The organism is Streptomyces sp. Tek67B01 (assembly GCF_055231995.1).
This window is the reverse complement of the sequence record NZ_JBUYUY010000001.1, coordinates 868,844-895,658: the sequence shown is the minus strand read 5'-3', so window position 1 is coordinate 895,658 and position 26,815 is coordinate 868,844. Positions and strand designations below refer to the sequence as shown.

Annotated in this window: 21 protein-coding genes; 12 read left to right on the top strand and 9 right to left on the bottom strand. The window is 73.8% G+C overall.

All coding sequences use genetic code 11. From position 1 onward, the window contains the following. Positions 1-4 precede the first annotated feature (4 nt). From ACV7NM_RS04320 to ACV7NM_RS04305, 4 genes are all read right to left on the bottom strand, one after another. Positions 5-1,237 carry an acyltransferase family protein gene (locus ACV7NM_RS04320; RefSeq protein ID WP_463408989.1) on the bottom strand — a complete coding sequence of 411 codons (1,233 nt, stop codon included), beginning with the start codon at positions 1,235-1,237 and terminating at the stop codon, positions 5-7. Then, on the bottom strand, positions 1,234-2,280 hold the full coding sequence (locus tag ACV7NM_RS04315) for an alpha/beta hydrolase (protein WP_463408988.1): 1,047 nt from the start codon (positions 2,278-2,280) through the stop codon (positions 1,234-1,236). Before ACV7NM_RS04315 ends, ACV7NM_RS04320 begins: the two co-directional genes overlap by 4 nt. Before the next feature lie 124 nt (positions 2,281-2,404). Then, positions 2,405-3,085: a response regulator gene (locus tag ACV7NM_RS04310; protein ID WP_463408987.1), complete on the bottom strand. Its 681-nt coding sequence runs from the start codon at positions 3,083-3,085 to the stop codon at positions 2,405-2,407. After that, a complete protein-coding gene (locus tag ACV7NM_RS04305; RefSeq protein ID WP_463408986.1) occupies positions 3,082-4,410 on the bottom strand; it encodes a sensor histidine kinase in 1,329 nt (442 codons plus the stop codon). Before ACV7NM_RS04305 ends, ACV7NM_RS04310 begins: the two co-directional genes overlap by 4 nt. An 80-nt stretch (positions 4,411-4,490) precedes the next feature. Between ACV7NM_RS04305 and ACV7NM_RS04300 the strand changes: the two genes are divergently transcribed. Continuing rightward, positions 4,491-5,438 (top strand): AEC family transporter, encoded by a 948-nt coding sequence (locus ACV7NM_RS04300; protein ID WP_463408985.1) that lies wholly within the window; start codon positions 4,491-4,493, stop codon positions 5,436-5,438. A gap of 101 nt (positions 5,439-5,539) precedes the next feature. Continuing rightward, positions 5,540-5,980: a hypothetical protein gene (locus ACV7NM_RS04295; protein ID WP_463408984.1), complete on the top strand. Its 441-nt coding sequence runs from the start codon at positions 5,540-5,542 to the stop codon at positions 5,978-5,980. On the opposite strand, the gene ACV7NM_RS04290 is transcribed toward ACV7NM_RS04295, so the two are convergent. The 3 genes from ACV7NM_RS04290 to ACV7NM_RS04280 all read right to left on the bottom strand — a co-directional run bounded on the left by ACV7NM_RS04290 (position 5,907) and on the right by ACV7NM_RS04280 (position 10,384). Continuing rightward, a complete protein-coding gene (locus ACV7NM_RS04290) occupies positions 5,907-6,989 on the bottom strand; it encodes a hypothetical protein (protein ID WP_463408983.1) in 1,083 nt (360 codons plus the stop codon). The genes ACV7NM_RS04295 and ACV7NM_RS04290 overlap by 74 nt on opposite strands. 11 nt (positions 6,990-7,000) lie before the next feature. Next, on the bottom strand, positions 7,001-8,533 hold the full coding sequence (locus ACV7NM_RS04285; protein WP_463408982.1) for an FAD-binding oxidoreductase: 1,533 nt from the start codon (positions 8,531-8,533) through the stop codon (positions 7,001-7,003). Between the two features lie 261 nt (positions 8,534-8,794). Then, positions 8,795-10,384 carry an IucA/IucC family protein gene (locus tag ACV7NM_RS04280; RefSeq protein WP_463408981.1) on the bottom strand — a complete coding sequence of 530 codons (1,590 nt, stop codon included), beginning with the start codon at positions 10,382-10,384 and terminating at the stop codon, positions 8,795-8,797. A 35-nt stretch (positions 10,385-10,419) separates the two neighbouring features. On the opposite strand from ACV7NM_RS04280, the gene ACV7NM_RS04275 reads away from it, so the two are divergent. Then, positions 10,420-11,973, top strand: a complete 1,554-nt coding sequence (locus tag ACV7NM_RS04275) for an IucA/IucC family protein (protein WP_463408980.1) — start codon at positions 10,420-10,422, stop codon at positions 11,971-11,973. A gap of 111 nt (positions 11,974-12,084) precedes the next feature. After that, positions 12,085-12,840 carry a GntR family transcriptional regulator gene (locus ACV7NM_RS04270; protein ID WP_463408979.1) on the top strand — a complete coding sequence of 252 codons (756 nt, stop codon included), beginning with the start codon at positions 12,085-12,087 and terminating at the stop codon, positions 12,838-12,840. 79 nt (positions 12,841-12,919) lie between these two features. Here the strand turns inward: ACV7NM_RS04270 and ACV7NM_RS04265 are convergent, their stop codons facing one another. Then, positions 12,920-13,261, bottom strand: a complete 342-nt coding sequence (locus ACV7NM_RS04265; protein ID WP_463408978.1) for a MarR family transcriptional regulator — start codon at positions 13,259-13,261, stop codon at positions 12,920-12,922. A 182-nt stretch (positions 13,262-13,443) separates the two neighbouring features. Between ACV7NM_RS04265 and ACV7NM_RS04260 the strand changes: the two genes are divergently transcribed. The 3 genes from ACV7NM_RS04260 (at position 13,444) to ACV7NM_RS04250 (ending at position 17,613) form a co-directional block, all read left to right on the top strand. Continuing rightward, positions 13,444-14,397 (top strand): SigB/SigF/SigG family RNA polymerase sigma factor, encoded by a 954-nt coding sequence (locus ACV7NM_RS04260; RefSeq protein WP_463408977.1) that lies wholly within the window; start codon positions 13,444-13,446, stop codon positions 14,395-14,397. 349 nt (positions 14,398-14,746) lie between these two features. Then, a complete protein-coding gene (locus ACV7NM_RS04255; protein ID WP_463408976.1) occupies positions 14,747-15,820 on the top strand; it encodes a quaternary amine ABC transporter ATP-binding protein in 1,074 nt (357 codons plus the stop codon). Beyond that, positions 15,820-17,613 carry an ABC transporter permease/substrate binding protein gene (locus ACV7NM_RS04250; RefSeq protein ID WP_463408975.1) on the top strand — a complete coding sequence of 598 codons (1,794 nt, stop codon included), beginning with the start codon at positions 15,820-15,822 and terminating at the stop codon, positions 17,611-17,613. The genes ACV7NM_RS04255 and ACV7NM_RS04250 overlap by 1 nt, the downstream gene beginning before the upstream one ends. Positions 17,614-17,693: 80 nt before the next feature. On the opposite strand, the gene ACV7NM_RS04245 is transcribed toward ACV7NM_RS04250, so the two are convergent. Continuing rightward, positions 17,694-19,901, bottom strand: coding sequence for an MMPL family transporter (locus ACV7NM_RS04245; RefSeq protein ID WP_463408974.1), 2,208 nt, complete (start codon positions 19,899-19,901; stop codon positions 17,694-17,696). A 259-nt stretch (positions 19,902-20,160) separates the two neighbouring features. Between ACV7NM_RS04245 and ACV7NM_RS04240 the strand changes: the two genes are divergently transcribed. From ACV7NM_RS04240 to ACV7NM_RS04220, 5 genes are all read left to right on the top strand, one after another. Next, on the top strand, positions 20,161-21,375 hold the full coding sequence (locus ACV7NM_RS04240; protein WP_463408973.1) for a sensor histidine kinase: 1,215 nt from the start codon (positions 20,161-20,163) through the stop codon (positions 21,373-21,375). A 52-nt stretch (positions 21,376-21,427) separates the two neighbouring features. Next, entirely contained in the window at positions 21,428-22,102 is a 675-nt protein-coding gene (locus ACV7NM_RS04235) for a response regulator (RefSeq protein ID WP_463408972.1), read from the top strand. Positions 22,103-22,231: 129 nt separating this feature from the next. Further along, positions 22,232-22,462: a hypothetical protein gene (locus tag ACV7NM_RS04230; protein WP_463408971.1), complete on the top strand. Its 231-nt coding sequence runs from the start codon at positions 22,232-22,234 to the stop codon at positions 22,460-22,462. 189 nt (positions 22,463-22,651) lie between these two features. Next, positions 22,652-23,722, top strand: a complete 1,071-nt coding sequence (locus ACV7NM_RS04225; RefSeq protein ID WP_463408970.1) for a PP2C family protein-serine/threonine phosphatase — start codon at positions 22,652-22,654, stop codon at positions 23,720-23,722. A 157-nt stretch (positions 23,723-23,879) separates the two neighbouring features. Beyond that, a complete protein-coding gene (locus ACV7NM_RS04220; protein ID WP_463408969.1) occupies positions 23,880-26,771 on the top strand; it encodes a TIM-barrel domain-containing protein in 2,892 nt (963 codons plus the stop codon). Positions 26,772-26,815 lie beyond the last annotated feature (44 nt).

Below are 26,815 nucleotides of genomic sequence, written 5' to 3'. Positions count from 1 at the left end.
CCCCTCAAGCCAGGCCGAGGGCGAACACCGCGAACCCCGCCGCCAGGACGCCCGCCACGGTCCGGCGCACGGCGCTCGCCCGGGTCCACGGTTCCTCGAAACGGCGCGCGTAGCGGGCGATGCCCACCAACAGGGCCGCGAACAACGGCATCCAGGCCAGCCGGGCCGCGATCCACCCCAGGCTGTCGGGAGCCGTCGTCAGGCCCGCCACCTCCCCGACGAACGAGCCGGGGACGGCAGCCGCCAGCATGGCGCTCTGGTGCCAGCACAGGATCGTCATCGCGCACAGGTTGACCACCACGACCGGCGCCCACAGCGCGGGCCTCGCCAGCAGCCTCGCCAGCCGCTCGCGCAGCAGCATCGCCGCACCCGACTGGACGGCCGCCAGCGCGAGCACCAACAGCGACGGCGGGTGCGAGTTGGTCCGGGCCTCGCCGGGCACCCCGACCATCGACGCGGGGTAGTGGAAGACCGTCAGCAGCGTCGCGAACAGTGCGACGCCGCCCACCAGCAGCGCCCACGCCCCGCGCCGCCCGATCCGGCCCTCGCCCCAGGCCACGCCCAGCTGGTACGCGAACAGCCAACCGGGCAGGATGTTGAGCAGCGACAGCCGGTCGGGCGACGAGTCGGCGAGCGGCCCGTAGCGCAGGGCGTCCACCACCGCGACGGAGGCGAGCAGCGGGGCCGCCGCCCACCCGCCGAGCCGGTGCGCCGCCCGCACGCAGTACGGGGTCAGCGCGGTGACCACCACGTACACGCCGACGAACCACAGGGGCTGGACCACGAGCGTCGCCCCGGTGCGCAACGTGGTCTCCGGCACCCCCACCGCGAACAGCGCCGGAGCCGCCAGCGCCCAGACGGCCGTCACCCCGAGCACCGGCCGCCCGAGCCGGGCGATCCGGCCCTTCAGCCAGGCCCCGGTCGAACCCGGGCGGCGCCGGAAGGACAGGGCGGAGGCGTAGCCGCCGACGAGGAAGAAGACGCCGAGCATCTGCAGCACCCAGCTCGCCGGGGCCAGGGCGCCGAACGCCGACAGCGGGCTCGTGTTGTGCAGTGCGCCCTCGGAGTCGAGGGTGAAGCCACCGAGCAGCCAGTGTCCGGTCGGCACGGCGAGCAGCGCGAGGGCGCGCAGTCCGTCGATCGCCCGGTCCCGGTGCGCGGGGGTGCGACGGTCGATCCGGGCGGCCGCGGCCCGCAGCGCGACCCCCGGCGTCCGCCGGGTGGTCGTGGCGCTCATCGGACGTCTCCCGCCGCTATCGCGGCGAAGGCCGCCAGGGACCGGGTGCCGGACGCGAAGTAGCCGGTGTGGCCCGCCACATCGGTGGCGGGTACCCGGCGGGCGCCGAACGCTGCGGACGTGGGGTCGGTGCCGTGGCCGAGGCCGGCCAGTTCCACGTTCGGGATGTCGGCGATCCAGTCGGAGGGACCCCGGGCGGCCCAGACGCGGGCGCCGGTGCGCAGCGCGGCGACGTTGGCGGCCCGCATGCCGGGCGAGCCGAACGCGACGATGTCGGCGGCGTCGGTGTGGCGGGCCGCGAGCCCGCAGACCACCGAGCCGTAGCTGTGGCAGAACAGCGCCGGGTCAGGGGCGCCGACCGCGTCGAGCCCGGCCGTGAACCGGGCCAGCCGTACGGCGCCCGCCTCGGCCAGCCGCCCTTCGGCCGCGTCGAGGCCGACCCCGACGGGAGTGGTGTAGCCCGTCCAGGCCACCACGGCGGTGTCGGAGCCCTCGGTCGCGGTGCGCAGCGCCCGGGCCATCCCGGCGGGCCCGGTGGCGGGCTCGCGCGCGGCGTCGTGGCCGGCGGCGTCGTTGTCGGAACCCGGGACGATCACCGCGACGTGGGCCGCGTGCTCCAGGTCCCCGAACACCTCGGCGACCTGGCCCCGCCCGCGCGGATCGAAGGACAGGACCTGCCGGCCGGGACGGGCCAGGGAGGCGTAGCGGGCGTCACCCGTGGCGGTGATCGCCAGCCGGTTGGCCTCGTACCGCAGGGCGGGCGGCGCCCCGTCCAGATTGCCCACCACCAGCGGGTGGCGGCTCAGGAGTTCGCGCCGCCGGGCGTCGCCGAGGCCCGCGAAGAACCGCGCGACCTCGGGAGCCGAAGCCGTCGCCGGGTCGGGCAGGGGCCGGCCCGGCAGCGCCTCGGACAGCCAGGCGGCCGTACCCGGCGGCGGACCGGTGACCGGCGTCACGCTGTCCGCGCCCGCCCAACCGGCCGTCCCCGCGACCAGCGTCACAGTCAGCGCGGCGGCGGCCGACGCCCTTCCGAAGCGGCGCATCCGCTTTCCCCTCTCCTCGTGGTGAGGCAGAAGGTAGGAAGCAGACGGCGGCCCGGACATCGGACCGTGGAGCCAAGCCGCGCCTCATACCCGGGTAGGGGGTGGAGGAGGAGCGGCGCGGAATTCAGGCGCTGTCGCCGGGCCGGACCAGCCCCGCCTCGTAGGCGAAGATGACCGCCTGGGCCCGGTCCCGGAGGTCCAGCTTGCCCAGCACCCGCCCGATGTGGGTCTTGACGGTCTGCTCCGCCACCACCAGGTGCCCGGCGATCTCCTGGTTCGACAACCCGCGCGCGATGAGTTCCAGTACCTCGGTCTCACGGGGCGTCAGCCCGTTCAGGCGCAGCGCCGGGTCCTTGCGGGGCGCGGGCCGCTGCTGCACGAAGTTCGCGATCAGCCGACGCGTCACCGAGGGCGCCAGCAGGGCCTCGCCCGAGGCGACGATCCGCACCGCCGCGATCAGGTCGGCCGGCGGCGCGTCCTTGAGGAGGAACCCGGACGCGCCCGCGCGCAGCGCCTCGTAGACGTAGTCGTCGATGTCGAAGGTGGTCAGCATCAGCACCTTCGGCCGGTGGACCACGCCCGGCGGCGGGGCGAGGATATCCCGGGCGGCCGAGAGGCCGTCCATCTCCGGCATCCGCACGTCCATCAGCACCACGTCCGGGTGGACGGTGCGCGAGACGCGCACCCCCTCGCGCCCGTCGGGCGCCTCACCCACCACATCGATGTCGGCCTGGGCGGAAAGCAGTGCGGCGAACCCCGCACGCACCATCGCCTGGTCGTCGACGATGATCACGCGGATGGTCAACTGGGCTCCTCGGCCGAAGGGTTCACGGGCAGTCGGGCGGCGACGCGGAAGCCGCCCTCGGGCAGCGGGCCGGTGTCGAGCGTCCCGCCGGTCAACCGTACGCGCTCGCGCATCCCCACCAGACCGTGGCCCGTCCCCGAGGTCTCCACCGCCACCACGGCGCCCGGGGCGGGGCCGTTGACGACCAGGACGAGCACCTCGTCCGGCTCCTCGGGGGAACGGGTCACCGAGACCCGGATCGGCGCCCCCGGCGCGTGCCGCACCACATTGGCCAGCGCCTCCTGCACGATCCGGTACGCCGACAGGTCGACCGCCGGCGGCACGCCCCGTCCCGCTCCCGCCGCGAGGGACAACTCCACCGGCTGCCCCGCCCGGACGGTCGCCTCCACCAACTGCTGGAGCCGGTCGATCCCCGGCTGCGGAGCCCGTTCACCGGTAGCCGCGTCGCCGCCGTCGCCGCGCAGCACCGTGAGCAGCCGCCGCATCTCGCCCAGCGACTCGCGGGCACTGGCCGCGATCGCCGCGAACTCCTCCCGCACCGGCTCCGCCATGCCCGGCAGCCGGTACGGCGCGGAATCCGCCTGCACCGTGATCACCGACATGTGGTGCGCCACCACGTCGTGCAACTCCCGTGCGATGCGCGCGCGTTCCTCCAGCAGGGTGCGCCGGGACCGCTCCGCCTCACTGATGCCCTCCTGCTCCACGATCCGCTGCTGGGCGTCGCCGAGCAGGCGCAGCGCCCCCGTCAGCGCGAGGAACGTTCCGCCCAGGACGAAGAGGAGCGCGACCGTGTTCGTCACCCCGGCGGGAGCGAAGAAGCCCAGGACGACCCCGACGGCTCCGGTCGCCAACCAGACGCCGACCAGCGTCCGGACCGATTCGCGCAGCCCCAGGCAGATCATCAGCAGCAGGTAGCCGATGATGCCCATCGGTGTCCAGGGCCAAGCGTGTCCCGCCACCTTGTCGGCGTGGATCAGCAGCACGGCCCCGACGGTGTCGGCGAGCAGCACCATGCCCCAGGCGGCCAGCGGCCGGGTCGCGGCGAGCACCAGCGGCACCGTCTGCGCCACGCCGAGCGCTCCCGCCCAACCGCCGCCCGCGCCGTAGTCGTCGGCCAGTACCACGATGGTCACCGGCAGCAGCGTCACGACGAAGACGGCGCTCACGACGAGCGGCGACCACCGCTGCCACGGCCGCGGCGCCCGCGCGAACAGCGGCTCTCCGGGCCGGGCCGGTGTCCGCAGCACCACGGCGAACCGGGTGACCGCGCGCGGCCCCGGGACGGGGGCGGGGGGAGGGGCCGTCGGCCCGGGTGCGTCGCTCATGACGGACCAGCGTATGCGGCCGATGACCGCCGCGACGGGATGGATACGCTGCACCCGGTCGATCAAGGAGGACCGTACCCATGGGCGGAGCAGCCGCACTCGAAAAGCTGGTGCCGGTATTGCTTGCCTTCGGTGGCGGGGTGCTGCTCGCGCGACGCAAGATCGTTCCCTCCGAGGCGTCGAAGATGTTCGCCGACTACGCGTTCCTCTTCGCGGTCCCCTGCTACCTGTTCGGCAACATCTACGCCGGCGACCTCGCCGCCCTCTTCGACTGGCGCGCCATCGGCGGCTACGCGGCGACCGCGGCCCTCGCGGTGCTCGCAGTGGTCCTCGGCGCGGCCGCCTGCGGCATACGCGAGCCCCGCGCCATCGCGTTGCGGGTCATGGCGGGCGTCCAGGTGAACACGGCCTACTTCGCCGTCCCCGTCTTCATCACCGTGTTCGGGACGGCGGCGCCCATCTTCCCGGTGCTGCTGTTCCAGGTCTGCGTACTGTCCCTCGTGGTCATCGCCATCATGGAGCTCGGCCGCGCCGGCGCGGCGAGCGGCGGGCCGGGCATCCGCCTCGCCAGAGCGGTCCGCGCCTCCCTCGTCACCCCGCTCGTGCTGGCCTGCAACGCGGGCATCGTGCTCAACCTGCTGTCGGTGCACCTGCCGAAGGTGGTGCTCGACGGAGCCGCGTTCGTCGGCGACAGCGCGTCCCCGGTCGCCCTGTTCGCGCTCGGCTTGCACCTCGGCGGTGCGGGACTGGGCCTGCGGGACACCACGCGCGAGGAGATGGCGCTGATCGCGGTCAAGTGCCTGGGTTTCCCGCTGTTGGCGTGGCTGGTCTGCGGGGCCCTGTTCGGCGTCCGCGGCGACTGGCTCGCCTACCTCGTGTTGATCGCCGCCATGCCGACCCCGCAGAACTTGTTCGTCTTCGCGCAGCGCTACGACGTGGGGGTCGCTCTCTCGGCCTCGGTCGTGATCAAGAGTTCCGTCGTCTCCCTCCTGCTGCTGCCCCTGTGGCTGCGGGCCGTCGTCTCGTGAGCGGCTCGACCCCACCGCGTACCCCACCGCGTACGCCGGGGTCCGGCGGGCCCGGTGGTCGCCGGTTCGTTCCCCCGGCGGGCCGCGGTCGTTGACCCGGCATGGAGCTGCTGCCGATGAACGCGGCGCCGGGTGTCGGTGAACGGGCCGACGCCGCGGCGGATGCCGCCTGTGACCTCTACGACGCCGTCGCGCCCTGGGCCGCCGGCGAGACCGGCGGTTGGAGCCGGACCGCCGCCGAGGACGCCGCCGAGACCATCGAGACCACCGCGCACGCGCTGGCCCGCATCCACCCGCGTGCCGAGGTCATCCTCGCCCCCGTGCACGCGGCCCTCGCGGAACTGCGCCGCCGACTCGCCCTCGCCCCGGCGGACCCGCTGAGCGCCGACGAGGTCCCGGCGACCCCGCCCACCGTCGGCAATCCGCGCCGGACCCGTTGGGTACGGGTGCACGCCCAGCCCGCACCGCTCACCCGGTCCGGGTCACCTCCGTCGCCCGCGCCACCCGCGCCGAGGCGACCGCCGTCTCGTACAACGCCCTGATCTCCGCGCCGAAGTAGGAGCTGTACGAGGTGTCGTCGGTGTCGCCGCCGGTCTTCCAGCCGCCGATGACCCCGACCACGTCACCGGTGAGGGTGCGCGGGTCGAAGTGGGTCAGGAAGGGCCCGCCGCTCGTCCCTCCCGGGTAGCCGGTGCAGTCGATCCGCTGGAACGAACCGGGGATCTTCGGATCGGAGCTGGTGAACTTCGTCGTACGGTTCACGCACAGGCGCGGCCGGGCGGCGGACGCCGGGTAGCCGACGAGCGTGACGGAGGTCTGTGCGTAGGCGGCGCCGGTCACCAGCCGGTTCCCGCCGACGACGTCCTCGACCAGGGCGCCCGAGGAGTTGGGCCCCACCTGGGCGAAGGCCACGTCGAGGGTGGCCGCCCGGTCCGCGCCCTCGCTCCGGTAGCGGGGGGCGATCCAGACCTTCGCGCGCTCTGCCGAGTCGCGCAGCACCGGGAACATGCCGTACGGCTGCGGTTTGTCGGCCGTGTAGTGCGGCACGAAGGCCACCTGTCGGGCGTCCGCGCCGAGCAGGCAGTGCGCCGCGCTGATCACCAGGTCCCGGCCGGGGGAGGAGACCACGCTCGCGGTGCAGAAGTAGGCCCCGCCGCCCGTCATGACGAACATCCGCCCGACGACCGGCATGCCGTCGAAGTCGCGCCCCACCCCCGGGTGGGCGGCCGCGGCGGCGTAGGCCGGATCGGGGGCCGGACCGGGTTGGACGGCCGCGACGGAATGCGAAGGCGTGGGGGTCGGGGAGGGGGACGGAGCCGGGACGTCCGGGCCCGCCGCGGCATCCGGCGAGGGCTCGGCCATCGCCGGCGCTTGCGGCTCCGGGGGCGCGGGAACCGCCGCGGCCATCCGCTCGGGCGTCCAGAAGGCCTGCGCCTCCACGGCCGACCAGCGCCCGAGGACGGGGGCGCCGTGCGCCTCGGTGGCCGCCAGCGGCCCGCCCACCAGCGCCAGCGCGGCCGTGGCCGCCGCCATCGTCAACGTACGTCGCATGCAAGGGCTCCCTAGATGGCTTGGGGAAAGCGGAACAGCCTGGCGGGGTCGTAGGCGCGGCGGACTTCTTCCAGCCGGGCGAGGTTCGGGCCGTAGTACGCCCGGCGCCAGCCGACGAGCTTCGGATCGACGTAGTTCTGGTACGCGCTGCCGCTCGCCCACGGCCGCAGGTCCCGCCAGAGACCGTCCAGCCACTCCTGGTGCCGGGCCACCTCGGCGGCCGGCGCGGAGTCCGGCCAGTAGGCGAGGTACTGGGCAAGGAAGGCATGGTCGCGGTGGGCGAAGGCGGTGTCCGTGGCGGCCGGCCGGTTCATCGCGCCGCCGCACTCCCCGAGGAACTGCACCACCCCGCGGCCGCCCGCGGGTACCGCGTCCCGGTAACGGCGTACGGCGTCCAGCACCGCCCGCACGGCCGCCTCCGGAAGTCCCGGCCGCGCCCAGAAGTCGGAGCGGCCCGCGTAGGAGTGCCGGTCGACCTGTCCCTGGGGGCCCCGGCCCGGCAACCTGCCCGGCAGCCGGCACTGCGCGGCGCTGCGCTCGGCGCACCCCGACATGGTCCGTACCGCGTCGCCGTACCCCTGGACGGTGACCGAACCGTCCTGCGGTTCGCGACCGATCAGGTCGGACAGCCGGGTCAGCTCCCGCTCCAGTTCGTGGCGACCGTCGAAGCAGAGCACCCGGACGGCCGGGGCGTCGTCGCCACCCGCCTCGATGATGAACTCCAAGTGGCTCCAGAACGGGTCCGGGAGCCCGTCCAGCCAGCGCTGCCAGCCGTCGAGCACGGCTCCGGAATCCGCGCCGGGCCAGCGAAGTTCCGCCGAAGCCACGTCACCGACCGGGTGGGTGCGCAAGCGGAACTCGGTCACGACGCCGAAGTTCCCGCCCCCGCCGCCGCGCAACGCCCAGAACAGATCGGGGTCCCGCTCCGTGTCGGCCTCCCGGACGACCCCGTCCGCGGTGACCACCCGCACCCCGGTCAGAGCGTCGGAGGTGGTCCCGTAGGCCCGTGAGGCCAGGCCCATGCCGCCGCCGAGCGCCAGTCCGGCGATCCCGACGGAAGGACACAGGCCGGTCGGGATGCCCAGCCCCCGTGCGGCGAGGTCACTGTTGAGGTCCCCGAGCCTCGCCCCGGCGCCGATGCGAACACCGTCTCCCTCGACGGCCAGTGCGGCCATGGCCCCGACGTCGACCACCAACCCGGCGGCGGTGGTGGACCAGCCCGCGTAGCTGTGGCCGCCGCCGCGCGGCACCACGCGTACGGCGCAGCGCCGGGCGAACTCCAGGCAGACGGCCACGTCACCGGCGTGCGCCGGGTAGGCCACGGCGCCAGGCGCGACGGCGTCGTAGCGGGGCTGGAACGACTGCCGGGCCTCCGGGTAGTCCCGGTCACCGGGGACGATCACCCGGCCGTCCGTCGCACGGGCGAGCGCCCCGAAATCGGGGCCGCCCGAGGACCTGCGGGATGCGGCCCGGGCACCCGCCCCCACGGTGGAGAGAGCGGCGGCGGCCGCGCTTATCAGGACCAGACGGCGGTGGAGACTCATCCCTCCTTCCTGCCATCGGCCGGAGCGTTCGGGCCGAAGGCGGGCGGACAAAGCCACGGTTGCCCCCCGAACGGCCCAAACCGCTGTTACCTCCCGGCGCCGCCCGGAACCCCCGTGGGACTCCTCGTCACACCCCGGCTCCGGCGACAGCCATGCCATGCCACGCCCACGAACCCGGCCACGAACCCGGCCGGACCCGGGCACCCGGGCCGACTGCCGGCCCCACGGCCCCGGTTCCGGTGCGGGCGTGCGAGGTGAGGGTCATGCCCGCGCACCCTGGTCCGTCGCCCCCGACCCGGCGATCGGATGGGGCAGTTCCGCCCACTGGTCACCGGGCACGTCCGGGCAAAGCCTCATCAGGGTGAGGGCCTTCACCGGGAGCGGCTCCCGAGCCAACGCCTCGCTGTCGGCGGTGGGCGCGAGCGAGTCGGCCTGCGCCAGGGCCTCGCCGAGCGCCCGCCCGGAGCCCGCCGTGGCCGCGAGGGCCCCGGCCACGGCCGAGCCGAACACCTTGCGCCGCAGCGCCGTCACGTCGTCCGTGAGCTGCCGGCCCGTCACCGCGGGTACGGGCAGGCCGTGCCGGGCCAGCCGGGCCGGGCTGAGCCGGATGTCGCCCAGGTCGCGGTAGACGAGCCGCACGGGGGCGCCGGCGGGGGAGAGGACCACCAGCAGGTTCTGCCCGTGTGCCTCCAGGGCGACCCCGAGGTCAAGCGCCTCCAGGCACACCGAGAGCACGAGCCGGGCGAACCGCTCCCGCCAGGCCGCCGACCGTGCGGCCGGCGTCCCCGCGAGGGCCGCGACCGGAACCACCCGCTCGCCCGGGCGCGCGTACGCCTCCGGCGGCTCGCGGAGGACGGCCGCCAGATCGGGGCTGTGAGCGGTGACCGCGCCCAGGGTACGGGTCACGTGCAAGCGCCCGTCGAGCCGCTCGCACAGTACCTGCGCGAAGTCCGAGAGGGCGGCGGCCGTTTCGATCGAGGTCACGGAGATGTCCCGCACCGAGGAGGTCAACCGGGTACTGAGCGCCGTCTTCACATGGGCGCCGCCCCCGGCCGGGGCGAGGGTCCGCAGCGCCATCAGCGGATGCGCGGTGAGGCCGGCCCCGGCCGGGCGCCCCCCGGCCGGCCCCTTCAGGACGTGCTCCGCCTGCCAGGGGTGGATCGGGATCAGGATGCGGCTCCCGTCCCGCAGCCGGTCCGGCCAGGCCCCCGTCAGCAGGCACTCCCCGGCGTCGACGGCGACCGTCGCGAGCTCCACCAGCGGCCGGTGCTCAGGTGCGTACGCCAGTTGCTCGGCGACCGAGAACCCCGGGCGGGAACGGCAGTTGGGGTGGTACGGGTGCCCGTCGACCACCCGCTGCTCCCACTGCCATCCGGTCTTTGGGGCGTCGCCGGGTTCCTCCCGGGGTTGTCCCGCCCGGGACAGCGCGAGCGAGGCCGTGCTGTGGTCCAGCTCGGCTGCGAACTCGGCGCCGTGCGGCACGCCCAGCGCCTCGACCAACCGGTCGGCCCGGTAGTGGGCGCGCCCGTCGAGGCGCAGCTCCGTCACCCGGTCACCGGTGGCGTACGGGTCGGGCAGCGGACCTTCCAACCGGCCGCCCCCCGTCGTGAACACGACCACGTGATCCGGCCCGCTCTCGCGGCGCTCCACCCACGGCAGCGGTTCGAAGGCCAACGCGCGCCACAGCCGGGTCAGCACGGCCGCCCGCGCGCCGCCGAGCGCGGCGGCGTAGGAGGCGCCGAGCCCAGGGCGTACCTCGGCCAGTTCGGCGGCGACCGTCTCCTCGGCCGAGGGGCGGGGGGAGTGCGTGCGGGCGTGCGTGCTGCGGTCCAGGGTCCTGTCCTCTCTCATAATTGACTTACCCGATGATCGGTGATGATCACCGAATGGATCGAATGGAACCCGTGGACCTCAACGCCGCCGCCGACGCGTACGCCTCCACCCCGCTGCTGAACTGTCTGCTGCGGGAGACGGCCGATCCCACGGGGGAGGAGGGCGTCCACCGGTTGCGCGGCAGCGGGCGGCTGCTGCGGGTGCGCGCCGGCCGCCGGCCCGTACGGCCCGAATTGGGCACCGCGCGGGGCTGGCGCCCGCTCAGCCACACCGAGCTGGTGAAGCTGACTTCCGACGAGCTGCGCCAGTACACCGGGGTCCCCAACGACGAACTGCCGGCCGAGATCAACGACAGCCGGGACACGGTCGCGGCGCTGCTGGCGGCCCGCGCCGCGGCCGAGACCCCCGCGGACCCGTACGTCCTCTCGGAGCAGGCCCTGGTCATGGGGCATCCGCACCACCCCGCCCCCAAGGCGCGCGGCGGCGCCCCGGCCGCGAGCTGGCTGCCGTACGCCCCCGAGGCGCACGCCCGATTCCCGCTCCTGTTCCTCGCGGTGCGAGAGGACCAAGTCGTGGAGGAGGGGGGCCCCGCCACCGCCGACGCGATCGAGGCGCTCGCCGGGATCCTCGACGGCCCCCGGGCGCCCGCCGGGTACCGGCTGCTGCCCGCGCACCCGTGGCAGTCGTCCCTGGTCGGCGGCCGCCCCGCGCTGCGCGAGGCCTTCGCCGACGGGCGGCTGCTGCGGCTCGGTCCGGGCCGGCGGCCCGTGTGGCCGACCGCCTCCGTACGGACCCTCTACGTGCCGGACCCGGCCCGGGACATGTTCGTCAAGTTCAGCCTCGACGTCCGGATCACCAACGACGTGCGCCGGCTGTGGCGGCACGACCTGCTGCGGCTGGGGCGCACGGACGCCGCGGTCCGCGCCGGGTTCGCCGACCTGCGCCGGGCCGGATCGAACGCGGTCTGGCTCTCCGACCGGGGCTACCGTACGGCCGGCTTCGCCTTCGAGGAACTCGCCGTCCTGGTCAGGGACGGCCTGCACGGGCGGCTCGCGCCGGGGTCCGGCCCGCTGCTGGCGGCCGCACTCGCCGAGGGGTTCGAGGGCAGCCCGCTGGCGGCCGCCCCCCGCCCGGTCGAGTGGTGGCGGGCGTACCTGCGCCAGGTGGTGCCGCCGGTGCTGGGCCTGTTCGCCCGGCACGGGATCGTGTTGGAAGCCCACCTGCAGAACTGCCTCGTCGCGGTCGACGGCCGGGGCATGCCGGTCCAGGCGCTGTTCCGGGACGCGGAGGGCGTCAAGCTGCCGACCGACCTGCCGCGCGAGGAGGCCTGGCAGCGGCTCGTCTACTGCCTGGTGGTCAACCACCTGACCGAGATCGCGCAGGCGCTGGCGGAGCGGCACCCCGACGCCGCCGGGCAGCTGTGGCCCGCGGCCCGCGAGGAGCTGCTGCGCTTCGACGCGGCCCACGACCTGCCCGAGATCGCCAGGCTGCTGGCCGTGCCCACGCTGCCGGCGAAGACGAACCTATTGCTGCGGTGGACCGGGGCGGACGGCGCGGAAGCGCGCTACCTGCCGCTGCCGAATCCGCTGCGAACGCAAGGGGGGTAGGGATTCGGCCAAGGTGATTCCGGTTGGCCGCCACCCCCGTGTCAAAGGTATAGACCACTGCTACGTTGGTCGGCGGACCCGCAGCCCTTGGCCCCCGTCAGAGGAGATGTCATGCCCGGCCCGGCCGCCATGCCCAAGTACCAGCGGATCGCCGCCGCGCTGCGGCGGGAACTCGCCCGAGCGGCGGGGAGTCCCGGCGGGAAGTTGCCGTCCGAGCGCAGCCTCGCGGCCCGCTACCAGGTCAACCGGCAGACCGTCCGGGCAGCCCTCCAGGAGTTGCGGGCGGAAGGACTGATCGTCACCGGTCGGCGCGGCACCCGCCCGACACCGGCCGCCACCGACCCCGCCTCCCTCGCGCCGGCGCCGGCGACAGGCGCCCCGCCTACCGGGGCCGCCCGGGCCGCCGTCCCCCAGGGGCGGCTCACGCTCGTCAGCGTGCCGCCGTCCTTCGCCGCCCTGCTCGGGATGCGCGGAGGGGAGCGGACGCTCGTCCACCACCACCGCGAACTCGGTCCCGCGGGGGAGACTCGCCGGCACGCGGTGACGTACCTCTGCCCGCGCGTCGTGGCGCGGACCACGGAGCTGGCGGAGCTGCGCGAGCGGGTGGGCGCCCGCGACCTGGATCTCACACCGCTCGAACGCTGGCTGGAGCGCGCGGCGACACAGGGCCGGACCGTCGAGACGCTCACCATGACCCGCGTCACCCACCCGCCGTCCCCCTCGGCGCCCGCCGGCGGGCTCACGGTGCGCCGCGCGCTCCACGACCCGTCCGGGCGCCTTCTCGCCCTCACCGACCTGGCCTTCCCGGCCTGGGACCGGCTGACCTTCCACCGTGACCGCTCGGCCGCGGCGTTCCGCGTGACCTGAGGCACGGCCACCCGTCCGCGGAGCCGTGACCCGCGCTCCGGACCGGGTGCCGGTTGCGCGTACGGGCGGCCCGGGGCGCCTACCCGATGCCGACGACGCCCGCCCCCGCCTCCGGCTGCGCCCCCGCCTCGGACCCCTCGCCGGCCTGCGTCCGGCCCGAGGCCGGGGCGCCGGCGAGGAGGGCGAGCAGACCCGCCACCTGGACTCCCGCTTCGGCGGGGTGGCGGAACAGCGCGTTGTCGGAGATCTCGTACCGGTTGCGGCGGCCGTCGCGCACGCGACGGAGGTAGCCGTCCGTCTCGAGGTCGGTGACGATCGCCTGGACGGTGCGCTCGGTCAGGGCGCAGCTCATCGCCACGTCCCTGAGGCGGACGCCGGGATCGCGGGCGATGGCCACGAGCACGCGAGCATGGTTCGTCAAGAATGTCCAATTATGTCGCTGAGACGGACTGCCCATACGCTCATGATGCGTCACCGGATTCAGGTGGCGCAATACGTGAAAAGTGTTTCCGGTATTTCTTGACGTAAGAGCGGAAGCAGTCCAACATCTACCGAAGTCAAGGTCCCGCGCCGCAAGCCGACCAGCCCAAGGAGCGAACCCCCATGCCGGTCCCCACCCCTACTGCCCGCACCGCCGAAACCGCTCGTCCTGCCGACACGGGAGTCCCCGTCCCCCGCCCCCGCGCGTACACCGCGGGTCTGCCGTTGATCGAGGACCCGCGGGAGGTGGCCCCGTCGGACGCGCGGGAGCTCTCGAAGGTCTTCTTCGCGCGCCTGCGGGAACTGTCCGAGGGCACCCCGGAGTACCAGTACGTCCGCAACACGTTGATCGAGATGAACGCCTCGCTCGTCCAGTACGCCGTCCGCCGCTTCCGCGGCCGCGGCGAGGGCGGCGACATGGAGGACATCGTCCAGGTCGGAACCATCGGCCTGATCAAGGCCATCGACCGCTTCGACCCGACCCTGGAGAACGAGTTCTCCACCCTCGCCATGCCGTACATCACCGGCGAGATCAAGCGGCACTTCCGTGACACGAGCTGGGCCGTCCACGTCCCGCGCCGGCTCCAGGAACTGCGCATCGACATCGCCAAGGCGAAGGAGGAGCTGACCGTACGGCTGGACCGCTCGCCGACCGTCGCCGATCTCGCCGGGCACCTGCGCCTCACCGAGGAAGAGGTCGTCGAGGGGCTGGTCGCGGCCAACGGTCACACCAGCGGCTCCCTGGACGCCCCGTCCGAGCACGGTGACGCGACCGAGGGTCAGAGCCTCGCCGAGGTAATGGGCGAGGAGGAGCCGGCCATGGAGCTGGTCGAGGACATCCAGACCCTCGCCCCGCTGCTCGAACAGCTCACCGACCGCGAGCGCAAGATGCTCCAGCTGCGCTTCGGCGAGGAACTCACCCAGGCCCAGATCGGCGCCGCCCTCGGCATCTCACAGATGCAGGTCTCTCGTCTGCTGACCCGGCTGCTCGCGCACCTGCGCGCATCGATGCTGGCCGATCCGGAGCCGTCCGAGGCCGCTGCCGGGCGCGCCGCCGCGGCCGCCCCCCGCGCCTGACGGGTTCGAACCTCGAGGGTCTTTCGAGGTCTCGCGGTCCGACAGGCTCGAAAAGGACGCCGGCCTCGCTTCCGCGAAGCCGCCGCCGAAACCCGCCACCACCCCCGACGCACGTCGCCACCCCCGGCGGCGTGCGTCGTCGTGTGCCCGCCGACTCCCTCGGTCTCACCGTGAGGTAGATCACCTTTGCGTTTGCACTGAATAAAGGTGGGAATGAGCGCATCCGGAACGGAACCTTCCAGCGGCCTGTCATGCGCCGGCGGAGGGGCGGGCGGATCCCGCACCGCTTCCACGGCGCGCACCGCCCCACCGGAACGCGCGTCGTTTCCCCACGACCCGCGAGGTGTATGTGTCCACGCTCCAGGCCGAGCACGTGTACAAGGTGTTCGGCAGACGGCCCGGCGACGGCGAAGGCGACGCGGAGGTGATCCGTACGCTCGAAAGCGGCGCCGACCGCGAGGAACTGCGGGCCGAGGGGGTCACGGCCGCCGTGATCGACGCCTCTTTCCGCGTCGAGCCCGGCGAGATCTTCGTCGTCATGGGCCTGTCCGGATCGGGCAAGTCCACCCTCCTGCGCATGCTCAACGGGCTGCTGGAGCCCACCGCGGGACGCATCCTCTTCGACGGCGAGGACCTCACCGCGCTCGCCCCGGCAGAGCTGCGCCGGGTCCGTTCCACGAAGATCAGCATGGTGTTCCAACACTTCGCTCTGTTCCCGCACCGGAACGTGCTGGAGAACGCCGGTTACGGTCTGGAGGTCCAGGGTGTCCCCCGGGCCGAGCGCGAACGGCGCGCCGCCGAGGCGCTGGCGCTGTGCGGGCTCGGCGGCTGGGAGAAGTCCTGGCCCGATGAGCTGTCCGGCGGCATGCAGCAGCGCGTCGGCCTCGCCCGCGCCCTCGCCACGGACGCCGACCTGCTCCTGATGGACGAGTCCTTCAGCGCCCTCGACCCGCTGATCCGCCGCGACATGCAGGACCAGCTGCTCGAACTCCAGCGCACGCTGAAGAAGACGATCGTCTTCATCACCCACGACCTCAACGAGGCCATGCGACTGGGTGACTCGATCGCCGTCATGCGCGACGGCAGGATCGTCCAGCAGGGCACCGCCGAGGACATCCTGGTCCGGCCGGCCGACGAGTACGTCGCCTCCTTCATCCAGGACGTCGACCGCTCCCGGGTCCTGACGGCCGACGCCGTCATGGACGAACCCGAGCCGGGCGCCGACGCCTGCGACTGCCCCACCGTCAGCGCGGCCACCCCGCTCGCCGACCTGTGCGCGGTCAGCGCCCGCGTCCCGCACCCCGTCGCCGTCACCGGCGCGGACGGCTCCGTCGTGGGTTCGGTGGGACAGGACCGCCTCATCGCCTTCATCGGTGACGAACAGCGACCCCCGATGCACTGCGCGACGGAGGTGGCCGCCTGATGCCCCGCATCCCTCTCGGCGCCTGGGTCGACAGCGGTGTCGACTTCCTCCAGCGCCACCTGTCCTGGCTCTTCGAGGCGATCAGCTCGCTGGTCAACGGCCTCTACGACGGCATCGACGCCGTCCTGTCCGCCCCCGCCCCCCTGCTGTTCGCGGGCATCCTCGCCATCGGCGCCTGGTGGCTGCGCGGGCTGCTCGCCGGCCTGTCGGCCTTCGCCGGGTTCGCGCTCGTCGACTCCGTCGGCCTGTGGGACGACGCGATGTCCACGCTCTCCCTGGTCCTGGTAGCCACCCTGGTGACCCTGGTGATCGCGGTGCCGCTGGGCATCTGGGCGTCCCGATCCGACCGGACGAGCGCGGTGTTGCGGCCCGCCCTCGACTTCATGCAGACCATGCCCGCCATGGTCTATCTCATTCCCGGCATCATCTTCTTCGGGGTCGGCGTGGTGCCCGGCATCATCGCCACCATCATCTTCTCGCTGCCCCCGGGCGTACGGATGACCGAGCTCGGCATCCGCCAGGTCGACGGCGAGCTGGTCGAGGCCGCCAACGCCTTCGGCACCACCCCGCGCAACACCCTCATGCGGGTGCAGTTGCCGCTGGCGCTGCCCACGATCATGGCCGGCATCAACCAGGTCATCATGCTCGGCCTCTCCATGGTCGTCATCGCCGGAATGGTCGGCGGCGGCGGGCTCGGCGGCGCCGTCTACCGCGCCATCGGCAGCGTCGACATCGGCCTCGGCTTCGAGGCGGGCATCTCCATCGTCATCCTCGCCATGTACCTGGACCGGATGACCGGCGCCCTGGGGCGGCAGGTCTCCCCGCTCGGCAGGCGCGCCCTCGCCAAGGCCCGCGCCGCCACGCGGGGCGCCGCCCGGGTGTGGCAGCACCGGCCGCAGCCCGTGCACGCCCTGAGCGGCGTCGTGGTCCTGGCCCTCGTCGCGGGCGGCCTGGGCGTGTTCGGCGGCGGGACGAAGACGTCGACCGCCTCCGGCCTGCCCGACACCGGCAAGGGCCGCACCGTCAGCATCGGCTACATCCCCTGGGACGAGGGCATCGCCTCCACCTTCCTGTGGAAGGAGCTCCTGGAGCGACGCGGCTACAAGGTCGACGCCCGCCAGCTGGAGCTCGGCGCGCTCTTCACCGGCCTGGCGGGTGGCCAGATCGACGTCCAGACCGACGCGTGGCTGCCGGTCACCCAGTCCGAGTACTGGAAGAAGTACGGGAACAAGCTCGACGACCTGGGTGCCTGGTACGGCCCGACGTCCCTGGAAGTGAGCGTCCCCTCGTACATGAGGGACGTCACCTCCCTCGCCGACCTCAAGGGCAAGGGCAGCCGGTTCAAGGGCCGGATCATCGGCATCGAGCCCAGCGCGGGCGAGATGAAGATGCTCAAGGACAAGGTGCTGCCGCAGTACGGCCTCGACGGCGAGTACCAGGTCGTGGACGGCTCGACCCCCGGCATGCTCGCCGAACTCAAGCGGGCCTACGCCAAGAAGGAGCCGGTCGCGGTCGTGCTCTGGTCGCCGCACTGGGCCTACGCCTCCTACGACATGAAGAAGCTCCAGGACCCGCAGGGCGCATGGGGCAAGGGCGACGGCATCCACACCGTCACCCGCAAGGGCTTCGCCGCCGACGAGCCCGAGGTCGCGGCCCGGATGCGCTCGTTCAAGCTGACCGAGCAGCAGCTGACCGGCCTGGAGGCCAAGATCCAGGAGACCGGCAAGGGCAAGGAACAACAGGCCGTCCGCGCCTGGCTGGACGCCCACCCGGAGGTCGCCAAGCTCGGCTGACGGCCAGGTACACGGGCGCCGGTGCGCGAGGGACCCTACGGTCCTTCGCGCACCGGCGCTTCGGCGACGGCGGCCGGCCCTCAGCCGGCCATGACCCGCTCGGGCTCGGTCGCCCGCGACCGCCGGGCGGCGCCGCCCGGCCGAAGCGGCCACCAGAGGGAGCGCCCCAGCAGCGCGGCGAGCGCCGGCACGAGCACGATCGACAGCAGGAAGGCGGAGAGCAGGATGCCGAGCCCCGTCGCGAAGCCGATCTGCCGCGTCGAGGAACCGGGGCCCGCGGCCAGACTGCCGAAGGAGATCGCCAGGACCAGCCCCGCCGTCGCGATGGCGGGCGCCGTGTGCCGGACCGCCCGGGCCACCGCCGCGCGGACCGGACCGGGCCGCTCCATCTCCTCCCGGATCCGGTCGGTGATCAGGATGTTGTAGTCGGTGCCCAACGCCACCACGAACAGGAACAACACCAGCGGCAGCGTGAAGTCCACGCCCGGCCGCTCCAGTGCGTGCTGGAACACCAGCGCGGCGGCGCCGAGCGTGGCGGCGAACCCCAGCCCCACCGACAGCATCAGGACGACCGGCGCGAGCAGGCTCCGCAGCAGCAGGAGCAGGATCAGCGCGATCAATACCGCAGCCACCGGGAACACCACCCGCAGGTCCTCGTCCACCGCGACCGAGATGTCGGAGAAGACCGCCGCCGTGCCGCCGGCGTGGGCCTCGGTACCCTCAGGTCGGTGCTCGGCCACCGCCTTCCGCAGCGGACCGGCGACCAAGTCCCGGGCCTCCTGCCGACGCTGGTCGACGGTGAGGAGCACATCGATGCGAGCCGCCCGGCGGTCATCGCTCAACACCACCGGCGCCACCTGCCCCACCCCGGGGACCCGGGCGAGCGCCCGTGCCAGGCCGTCCAGCCGCCCGGCGGCCAGCGCGCCCCCGTCGGAGGCGGTCACGAACACCCCGGCCGGGTCCGAGACCCCGGCCGGCAACGCGCGGGCGATCTCGGCGGCCGTGTCCGACGCGGCCGTGCGCGGCCCGTCCGGGCCGCCCTGGCCGTAGTCCATCCGTATCCCCACCAGACCGGCGGCCAGTGCCCCGAGCAGGGCCACCGAGGCGAGCGCCGCCGTCAGCGGGCGCCGCGCGATCCACTCGCCCGTCCGGGCGGCCACGCCCGGACGGGGTTCCCGCTCCCACGCGCGCGACGGCCAGAACATCTTGCGCCCGGCGACCGCGAGGAGGGCCGGCATCAGCGTCAGGCTGCCCAGCAGCATCACCAGGACGGACACCGCGATCGCCGGACCGAGCACCCTGAACTGCCCGAAGGTGGCGACCCCCAGGGTCGAGAACGCGGCGACGATGGTCAACGCCGCGCAGGTGACGGCCGTACCCACGCGGCCCGCCACCTCGGCCGCCGCCTCCCGGCCGCTCTGCCCGGGCCGCGCCCGCAGCTGTTCGCGGAAGCGGAACAGCAGGAAGAGGAAGTAGTCGATGCCGATGCCCAGCAGCACCACGCCGATCAGTTGCGGTGTCGACGTGTCCAGCCGCACCCCCGTCAGCAGTGCGGCGCCGACCACCGCGCCCGTCGCGGCGCCGCCGACGACGCTCACCGCGAACAGCGGGATCACGGCCGCCATGACGCTGCGGAACACCAGGAGGTGCAGCAGCACGATCACGCCGAGCACCAGCGCGCCCACCACCGTCGACCGGGTCTTCCCGTCGTCGGCGGTGTCCACGGACTCGGGGAGCGCGCCCGTGAACCCGGTGCGCAGCCCTTCCCCGGCGAACTCGGCCCGGGTCGTGTCCCGGAAGGCCCGGTACAGGTCCTGCATGCCCGGATCGGTCGGGTTTCCCGTCAACTCCACCGCCAGCAGCCGGAAACCGCGGTCCGGCGCCGTCATGACCGGGCTGATCCGCGGACGCTGGGAATAGTCCCGGCCGAACGGCGCCGAGTCCTCGGTCTTGGGCATCGCGACCCGTCGCCGCGCCAGTTCCGCGGCCTCGGCGTCGATCCGTCGTTCGTCCTGGGCCGTCAGCGCGCCGCCGTCGGAGCGGGCCACGAACAGCGTCAGCGGATTGGCGTCGGGCCTGGTCCCGAAGTGCCGCTCGGCCACCCGCAGGGCCGCGGCGGAGTCGTAGCCGGCGGGCAGGAACTCGCCGGTGCTCGCCTCGGTGGCGCGGGGGGCGAAAGCCTGGCCCAGCACGGCCAGGGCGATGCCCAACACCGCCCAGACGGCGATGACCTTCCATGGACTTCGGGCGGCGAAGCCGGTCAGGGCGCGGATCAAAGGGTCCTCCATCACGTCACTGGACCGGTGGTTCCCGGCCGCTCATCAGCCCATCACCGCACGCGCCGGGAAACGTCGGGACGGGGGAGGAGTCCGCACCCGGGACCGTGGCCGGGCACGCGCCGCCGACCGGGACCCGAGTCCCGGGTCCGGCTCCGCCCCGGGGTACGGCGGCGGAGGGCGGTGCGCGCGAGACAATGTGTCCGGAGCGAAAGAGCGCGGCCGGTACCGATCGGGTGGCGCGCGTCGACGAGGGGGAGGACCGGGCAGCATGCCGACACTGCTTGGGGGTGGCCCGCGCACGAGGCCGGAGGGTGGCCCGCGCACCCCGACCGGGCCCTTCGCCTGGACCCGCAACGACGCGCTCGTGGTCGTCGGCGCGGCCGCGGTGGACGTGTTGGGCTACTCGGCCTCCGCCACGATCGACGGGACGGTTCTGCGCGTTCCCGGCTTCGCCCTCCTCGTGCTCGCCGCGCTCTGCCTGCTCGCCCGCCGGCGTCATCCGGGTCCCGTGGCCGCCGCGGTCCTGGTGGTCGACCTCGCCATGGAACTCACCGCCCCGCTGCCCCAGCACTTCACGGGCGCCCTCGCCGTCGCCCTGTACTCGGTCGGCAGGATGAGCGGCCCCCGAACCGTCGCGGGGGCCGCCGCCCTGACCGTGGCGATGCCGCTCCTCGCCCGGACCGAGAGTTGGACCGCCGCCGGATGGGGCGCGCTCAACACCGCGCTGGCCGCGGCCCTCAGCATCGGCGCGGGCCTGTCGATGGGCCGCCGGCAGCGCGAGGGGGAGGCGAGACGCGTGCTGCTGGCCGACCGGGCGGTGGCCGAGGAACGCCGCCGGATCGCCAGGGAGCTCCACGACATCGTGGCCCACCACATCACCACCATGCAGCTGATGGCCGGTGGGGCGAGGGCCAACCTGGTCCACGACCCAGAGGCGGCCCGTGAGGCCCTCGTCGTCCTGGAGGGGTCGGGCCGGACGGCGCTGGGCGAGATGCGCCAACTCCTGCGCGTCCTGAGGGCGGGCGAGGACCCCGAGAGCGCCCCGCCGGCCCCCCAGCCCGGAACCGCGGACCTCGACCGCATCGTGACCGAAGCCCGGCTCGCCGGGACGGAGACGGCGTTCACCGTCGACGGTCCCGTCCGGCAGCTTCCGCCGAGCGTGGGCCTGACCGTGTTCCGGATCGTGCAGGAGGCGTTGACCAACACCCGCAGGCACGCGGGCCGGGCGAAGGCCGACGTACGGCTGAGCTACCGCCCCGACCACGTCCTCGTGGAGGTGTCCGACGACGGTCCCGGCGGCCCGGCGGGCGGCGCGCCGGCCGGACGTCCGCCCGCGCACCCGGCGCCCTCACCAGCGGCACCCGGCTCCGGGTACGGTCTGCTGGGAATGCGTGAACGGGTCGCCCTCCAAGGCGGCACCCTGGAGGCCGCGCCGCTCGACGGCGGCGGCTTCCGGGTGGCGGCCGTCCTGCCGGCGTCGTGACGGGCGTGACGGAGGTGACGGGCACCGGCCCGGTAGGGGAAGGGGACCACACATGATCCGGGTGCTCATCGCGGACGACCAGCCGCTCGTCCGGCGCGGCTTGGCGCTGATCCTTGCGCCGGAGCCGGACGTCGAGGTCGTCGGCGAAGCCGGGGACGGGGCCGAGGCGGTGGCACTCGTACGCGTACTGCGGCCCGACGTGGTGGTGATGGACATCCGGATGCCGGTGCTCGACGGAGTCGCGGCTACCGCCGAACTGGCCCGCACCGCGTCCGGGTCCCGGGTACTGGCCCTCAGCACCTTCGACATGGACGAGTACGTGGTCGGCGCCCTGCGCGCGGGCGCGTACGGCTTCCTCCCCAAGGACGTCTCCCCGGAGGAACTGATCACGGCCGTCCGAACCGTGCACACGGGCGAGGCGGCCGTCGCACCGCGGCTGCTCACCCGGCTCATCTCCACCTACGTCCGCACCCCCGCCCCGTCCCCGCGGCCCGTGTGCGTCCCGGCGGGACAGGACGGTCTGACCCCGCGCGAGCTGGAGATCTGGCGGCTGCTCGCCCAGGGCCTCGACAACGCCGAGATCGCCGGGGAACTGGACATCAGCGTCTCCACGGTGAAGAACCACCTCACCGGCGTGTTCGGCAAGCTGGGCGTACGCGACCGCGCCCAGGCGGTCATCGCGGCCTACGAGTCGGGCCTGGTCGCGGTCGAGGGCGGGGGCTCCTGAGGCCGGGGCCGGCGCGCGACCCCGCGAGCGAGGCGGTGCCGGCCGGAACCCCGGGCGGACCGGCCGTGCGTACGACGAGCCGCGCATGACACAGTGCCGGCAGCACGACCGCCGGACCAGGGAGTAGCCATGCCCGACCCGCACACCGCGCCGCCGAGGCTCCGGGTGGCGCCCGGAGCCGCCGGGGCCCACCCCGCCCTGCCGCCCTGCCCGGTGTGCGCCGGCCGCGCGGAACGGATCTCCTGGCGCGGGCGCCCGGGGGAGCCTCTGGTCCTGGTCTTCGATCCCTGCGGCCACCGCCACGCCACACCGTCCCCGCCGCTCCTGGCCGTCGCCCCCGGGATGACGCTCGACATCTGACCCCCGCACCCCGCGTCCCCACACGGGCCAGGGCCCCCCGGGGCCGGCGGGACGTGCCCGGCACGGCGGGGCTGGTACCGCTCGGCCGCGTGCGCGCCCCTGCGTCGGGAAGGAGCGGCCCGGGTGTATGCAGGAGTCATGGACCTACGCCCGCAGCACGGAGGGACTCGCCGGTACCCGCAAGCGCGCATGGCGATGTTGTCCGTTCCCCTGGCGCTGATCGCGATCGTCACCGCCGTCGACGTGCTCGCGCCGCCCGACGTGCATCTCGGCCCTTTCCTCGCCGCCGCCCCGGCCGTCACCGCCTCGTTCGCGGGGCCCAGGGCGACCGCGTTCGTCGGCGCCATGGCGGTCGCGGCGCAGGTGGCGGTGGCGGTCGCCAGGACCACGGCCACCGACCTGAACCACACCGTCCAGATCATCACGCTCATCCTCATCTCGGTGTTCGTCACCTTCTTCGCACACCTGCGGGAGGTGCACGAGGCGCAGCTCACCCAGCTCCGTTCGGTCGCCGAGACCGCGCAGCAGGTCCTGTTGCGGCCCCTGCGGGAGCGCCTGGGCCCCCTGCGGTTGGCCTCGGTCTACCTGGCGGCCGAGGCCGAGGCGCAGATCGGCGGTGACCTCTACGCCGCGACCCGTACGGACGACGGCACCCGGCTGCTCATCGGGGATGTCCGGGGCAAGGGCCTGGAGGCGGTCGGCGAGGCGGCGATCGTCCTCGGCGCCTTCCGCTCGGCCGCACACCGCAAGGCGGGTCTGCCCGAGCTGGTCGCCTACCTCGACGGCGCGGTCGCCGCGGACATGGACGACGAGACGCGAGACGACGGGGGCCGGCCGCCGGGGGAGGGTTTCACCACCGCCGCCGTGGTCGACATCCCCGACGCCGAGACGATCCTGCGGGTCGTCAGCTGCGGTCACCCCCCGCCGCTGTTGCTGCGCGACGGCAGGGCCGTCCCGCTCCAGGTGGACCACCCCGCACCGCCGCTGGGGCTCTCGGGCCTCGTGCCGGGCGGCTTCACCGCGCAGTCGTTCCCCTTCGAACCGGGCGACGTGGTGCTCCTGTACACGGACGGGGTCATCGAGGCACGGGACGCGGCCGGCGCCTTCTACCCCCTGACCGAGCGGGCCGCCGCCTGGCCGGGCGAGGGTCCGGAGGGCCTGCTGCGCCACCTCTGCGCGGACCTGCTCCGACACTCCCCCGGGGGGCGGCTGGGGGACGACGCGGCGCTGGTGGCGATCGAGCGGCTCGACGGAGTCTGAGGCCACGCCCCCTTCATGCGCGAAGTTGCGTGGTAGAGCGCGATTTCAAGCATCTTTCTTCATGGCGAGCCCGGGAGCCGCTATCTTGGCGTTGTTGTTTGCCAGGCGCATGCCAAAGCGGTGAGTCCCTGACCCGGACCGCACGAGGAGCTGCCCCATGACACTGACCCTGAGGCGCGTCCCTTCCTTCCCCAGTCCCACCCCCAGGAGACACCGGGCCCGCACGCGCCGCCGCATACCGGGCGCCGCCCTGCTCGCCGGAGTCCTCGCCGTGGCGGGACTGGCCGCCGCCGGCCCCATGGCCCCACCGGCCGACGCGGCCCCGGCCCCCGCCACGGCGGGCAACGCCACCGGCGTCACCCGGTCCGGCAACACCTTCACCGTGACCACCTCCTCCGGCGCCAAGGCGCGCGTGGTCGTCGCCCGCGCCGACATCTTCCGGCTGTGGCTCTCGCCCGACGGGGCCTTCACCCAGGACCCGGCGGGCACCGACCTCGCCCCCACCACCGACTTCGGCCCCGTCGACGCCACCTACACGGATGCGGGCGGCTACTACCGGATCAACACCGGCGCCCTGTCCGTACGCGTCAACAAGACGCCCCTGCGGTTCTCCGTCTACCGAGCCGACAACGCCACCCTCGTCTGGCAGGAGAGCCGGCCCACCTCCTGGACCGCCACACGGACCACCCAGTACCTCGCCCGGGGCGCCGACGAGCAGTTCTACGGAACCGGCCTGCGCCTCGGGGAATGGGCCCTGCGCGGCAAGACCGTCCCCGTGGCCGTCGACAACAAGTGGCGCGAGAACGACAACGCCAGCCCGGCCCCCTTCTACATGTCCACCAACGGCTACGGCGTCATGCGCAACACCTGGGCCCCCGGCTCGTACGGGTTCAACGCGCCCACCACCCTCACCCACGACGAGAAGCGCTTCGACGCCTGGTACTTCACCGGCGACTCCCTCAAGTCGGTCCTCGACGCCTACACCGACGTCAGCGGAAAACCCTTCATGGCGCCCATGTGGGGCTTCGAACTCGGCAACGCCGACTGCTTCAACGCGTCGAACCCCGCCTACCAGGGGAACCACGACCGCCCGCGCCACCAGAGCACCCCGGACGTGGTCGGCTACGCCGCCGACGCCCGCGCCGCCGACATGCCCTCGGGCTGGTTCCTGCCCAACGACGGCTACGGCTGCGGCTACACCGCGCCCCTGAAGTCCACCGTCGACGCCCTGAAGGCCAAGGGGTTCCAGACCGGCCTGTGGACCTCCACCGGCCTCACCGACATCGCGACCGAGGTCGCCACCGCCGGCACCCGGGGCGTGAAGACGGACGTCGCCTGGATCGGCGGCGGGTACAAGAGCGCCTTCACCGGCGTCCGGCAGGCCGTCGACGGCATCGAGAAGAACTCCGATGCCCGGCGCTACGTCTGGACCGTGGACGGCTGGGCCGGCACCCAGCGCAACGCCGTCGTCTGGACCGGCGACACCAACGGCACCTGGGACGACATGCGCTGGCACGTCCCCGCCATCGCGGGCGCCGGGCTGTCCGGCCTCAACTACGCCTCCGGTGACATCGACGGGATCTTCGGCGGGAGCCCCGAGACCTACGTCCGGGACCTCCAGTGGAAGTCCTTCACCCCGGCGTTCATGACCATGTCCGGCTGGGGCGCGACCAACCCGGCCGCCGGTTACCAGGACAAGCAGCCCTGGCGGTTCGCCGAGCCCTACCTGTCCGTCAACCGCAAGTACCTCCAGCTCAAGATGCGGCTGATGCCGTACCTGTACACGATGAGTCGCGTCGCGCACGACACCGGCGTGCCCAGCACCCGCGCGTTGGTCCTGGAGTATCCGGACGACCCGGTGGCCCGCGGCAACCTCACCAGCGGCCAGTTCATGGCGGGCGACTCCTTCCTCGTCGCACCCGTCGTCTCCGACACCTCCGTACGCGACGGCATCTACCTCCCCGCCGGCACCTGGACCGACTACTGGACCGGCACGACCTACTCGGGCCCCGGCTGGCTCAACGGCTACCGGGCGCCCCTCGACACGCTGCCGCTCTTCGTGAAGGGCGGCGCCATCGTGCCGATGTGGCCGCAGATGAACTACACCGGCGAGAAGCCCGTCTCCACCCTCACCTACGACATCCACCCGCGCGGGAACTCCGCCTTCAACCTCTACGAGGACGACGGCCGCACCCGCGCGTACGAGTCGGGCGCGTTCGCCCGCCAACAGGTGGACGTCAGCGCCCCCACCGCAGGTACGGGCGCCGTCACCGTGTCCGTGGGCGCGCCCGTCGGCAGCTACGCCAGCCAATCCGCCTCGCGCGGATACGAGTTCACCCTGCACGTCGCCTCCGCTCCCACCGCCCTCACCGTCGACGGCGCAGCCCTCCCCCCGCTCGCCTCCAAGAGCGCGTACGACGCCGCCACCACCGGATGGTTCTTCGACCCGGCCGACCGCTCGGGCGTCCTGTGGGTCAAGACCGGTACGAAACAAGGTGCCTTCAGCGTCACGGCCTCCGGGGTGCGCCTCCCCGCGGCCGGCGCCGTCCCGACCGGCTCCGGCCCCCTGCCGCAGTCGGCCTGGAGCCTGATCTCCGCCGACAGTCAGGAGAGCGCCGCCGAGAACGGTGCCGCCGTGAACGCCTTCGACGGCGACCCGTCCACGATGTGGCACACGGCGTGGTCCTCCGGCGCCGCCGCCCCACTGCCGCACGACCTGTGGATCGACCTGGGCGCCCGCTACACCGTCGACGGCCTGGGCTACCTGCCCCGGCAGGACGGCGGGGTCAACGGGCGGATCGGCTCCTACGAGATCTACCTGTCCGACACCACCACCGACTGGGGCGCACCGGTGGCCACCGGGACCTTCGCCGACACCGCGTCGGAGAAACGGATCAACCTGCCCGCGAAGACGGGCCGCTACCTGCGCCTGCGCGCCTTGGGCGAGGCGGGCGGTCGAGGACCCTGGACGAGCGCGGCCGAACTCACCGCCACCGGACGGGCGGCTCCCCTCCCCGCCGACGCCACCCCCGCCGACTCCGTGCCTTAACTCCCGGACACGCCCGTAGTGGGTCGACACCCGGAACCGCGCCC

What these genes read in the sequence shown, in the direction of transcription:
- ACV7NM_RS04320 (WP_463408989.1), bottom strand. Translation starts at nt 1,237, where the DNA reads ATGAGCGCCACGACCACCCGGCGGACGCCGGGGGTCGCGCTGCGGGCC.
- ACV7NM_RS04315 (WP_463408988.1), bottom strand. Translation starts at nt 2,280, where the DNA reads ATGCGCCGCTTCGGAAGGGCGTCGGCCGCCGCCGCGCTGACTGTGACG.
- ACV7NM_RS04305 (WP_463408986.1), bottom strand. Translation starts at nt 4,410, where the DNA reads ATGAGCGACGCACCCGGGCCGACGGCCCCTCCCCCCGCCCCCGTCCCG.
- ACV7NM_RS04300 (WP_463408985.1), top strand. Translation starts at nt 4,491, where the DNA reads ATGGGCGGAGCAGCCGCACTCGAAAAGCTGGTGCCGGTATTGCTTGCC.
- ACV7NM_RS04295 (WP_463408984.1), top strand. Translation starts at nt 5,540, where the DNA reads ATGGAGCTGCTGCCGATGAACGCGGCGCCGGGTGTCGGTGAACGGGCC.
- ACV7NM_RS04290 (WP_463408983.1), bottom strand. Translation starts at nt 6,989, where the DNA reads ATGCGACGTACGTTGACGATGGCGGCGGCCACGGCCGCGCTGGCGCTG.
- ACV7NM_RS04285 (WP_463408982.1), bottom strand. Translation starts at nt 8,533, where the DNA reads ATGAGTCTCCACCGCCGTCTGGTCCTGATAAGCGCGGCCGCCGCCGCT.
- ACV7NM_RS04280 (WP_463408981.1), bottom strand. Translation starts at nt 10,384, where the DNA reads ATGAGAGAGGACAGGACCCTGGACCGCAGCACGCACGCCCGCACGCAC.
- ACV7NM_RS04275 (WP_463408980.1), top strand. Translation starts at nt 10,420, where the DNA reads ATGGATCGAATGGAACCCGTGGACCTCAACGCCGCCGCCGACGCGTAC.
- ACV7NM_RS04270 (WP_463408979.1), top strand. Translation starts at nt 12,085, where the DNA reads ATGCCCGGCCCGGCCGCCATGCCCAAGTACCAGCGGATCGCCGCCGCG.
- ACV7NM_RS04260 (WP_463408977.1), top strand. Translation starts at nt 13,444, where the DNA reads ATGCCGGTCCCCACCCCTACTGCCCGCACCGCCGAAACCGCTCGTCCT.
- ACV7NM_RS04250 (WP_463408975.1), top strand. Translation starts at nt 15,820, where the DNA reads ATGCCCCGCATCCCTCTCGGCGCCTGGGTCGACAGCGGTGTCGACTTC.
- ACV7NM_RS04245 (WP_463408974.1), bottom strand. Translation starts at nt 19,901, where the DNA reads ATGGAGGACCCTTTGATCCGCGCCCTGACCGGCTTCGCCGCCCGAAGT.
- ACV7NM_RS04240 (WP_463408973.1), top strand. Translation starts at nt 20,161, where the DNA reads ATGCCGACACTGCTTGGGGGTGGCCCGCGCACGAGGCCGGAGGGTGGC.
- ACV7NM_RS04235 (WP_463408972.1), top strand. Translation starts at nt 21,428, where the DNA reads ATGATCCGGGTGCTCATCGCGGACGACCAGCCGCTCGTCCGGCGCGGC.
- ACV7NM_RS04230 (WP_463408971.1), top strand. Translation starts at nt 22,232, where the DNA reads ATGCCCGACCCGCACACCGCGCCGCCGAGGCTCCGGGTGGCGCCCGGA.
- ACV7NM_RS04225 (WP_463408970.1), top strand. Translation starts at nt 22,652, where the DNA reads ATGGCGATGTTGTCCGTTCCCCTGGCGCTGATCGCGATCGTCACCGCC.
- ACV7NM_RS04220 (WP_463408969.1), top strand. Translation starts at nt 23,880, where the DNA reads ATGACACTGACCCTGAGGCGCGTCCCTTCCTTCCCCAGTCCCACCCCC.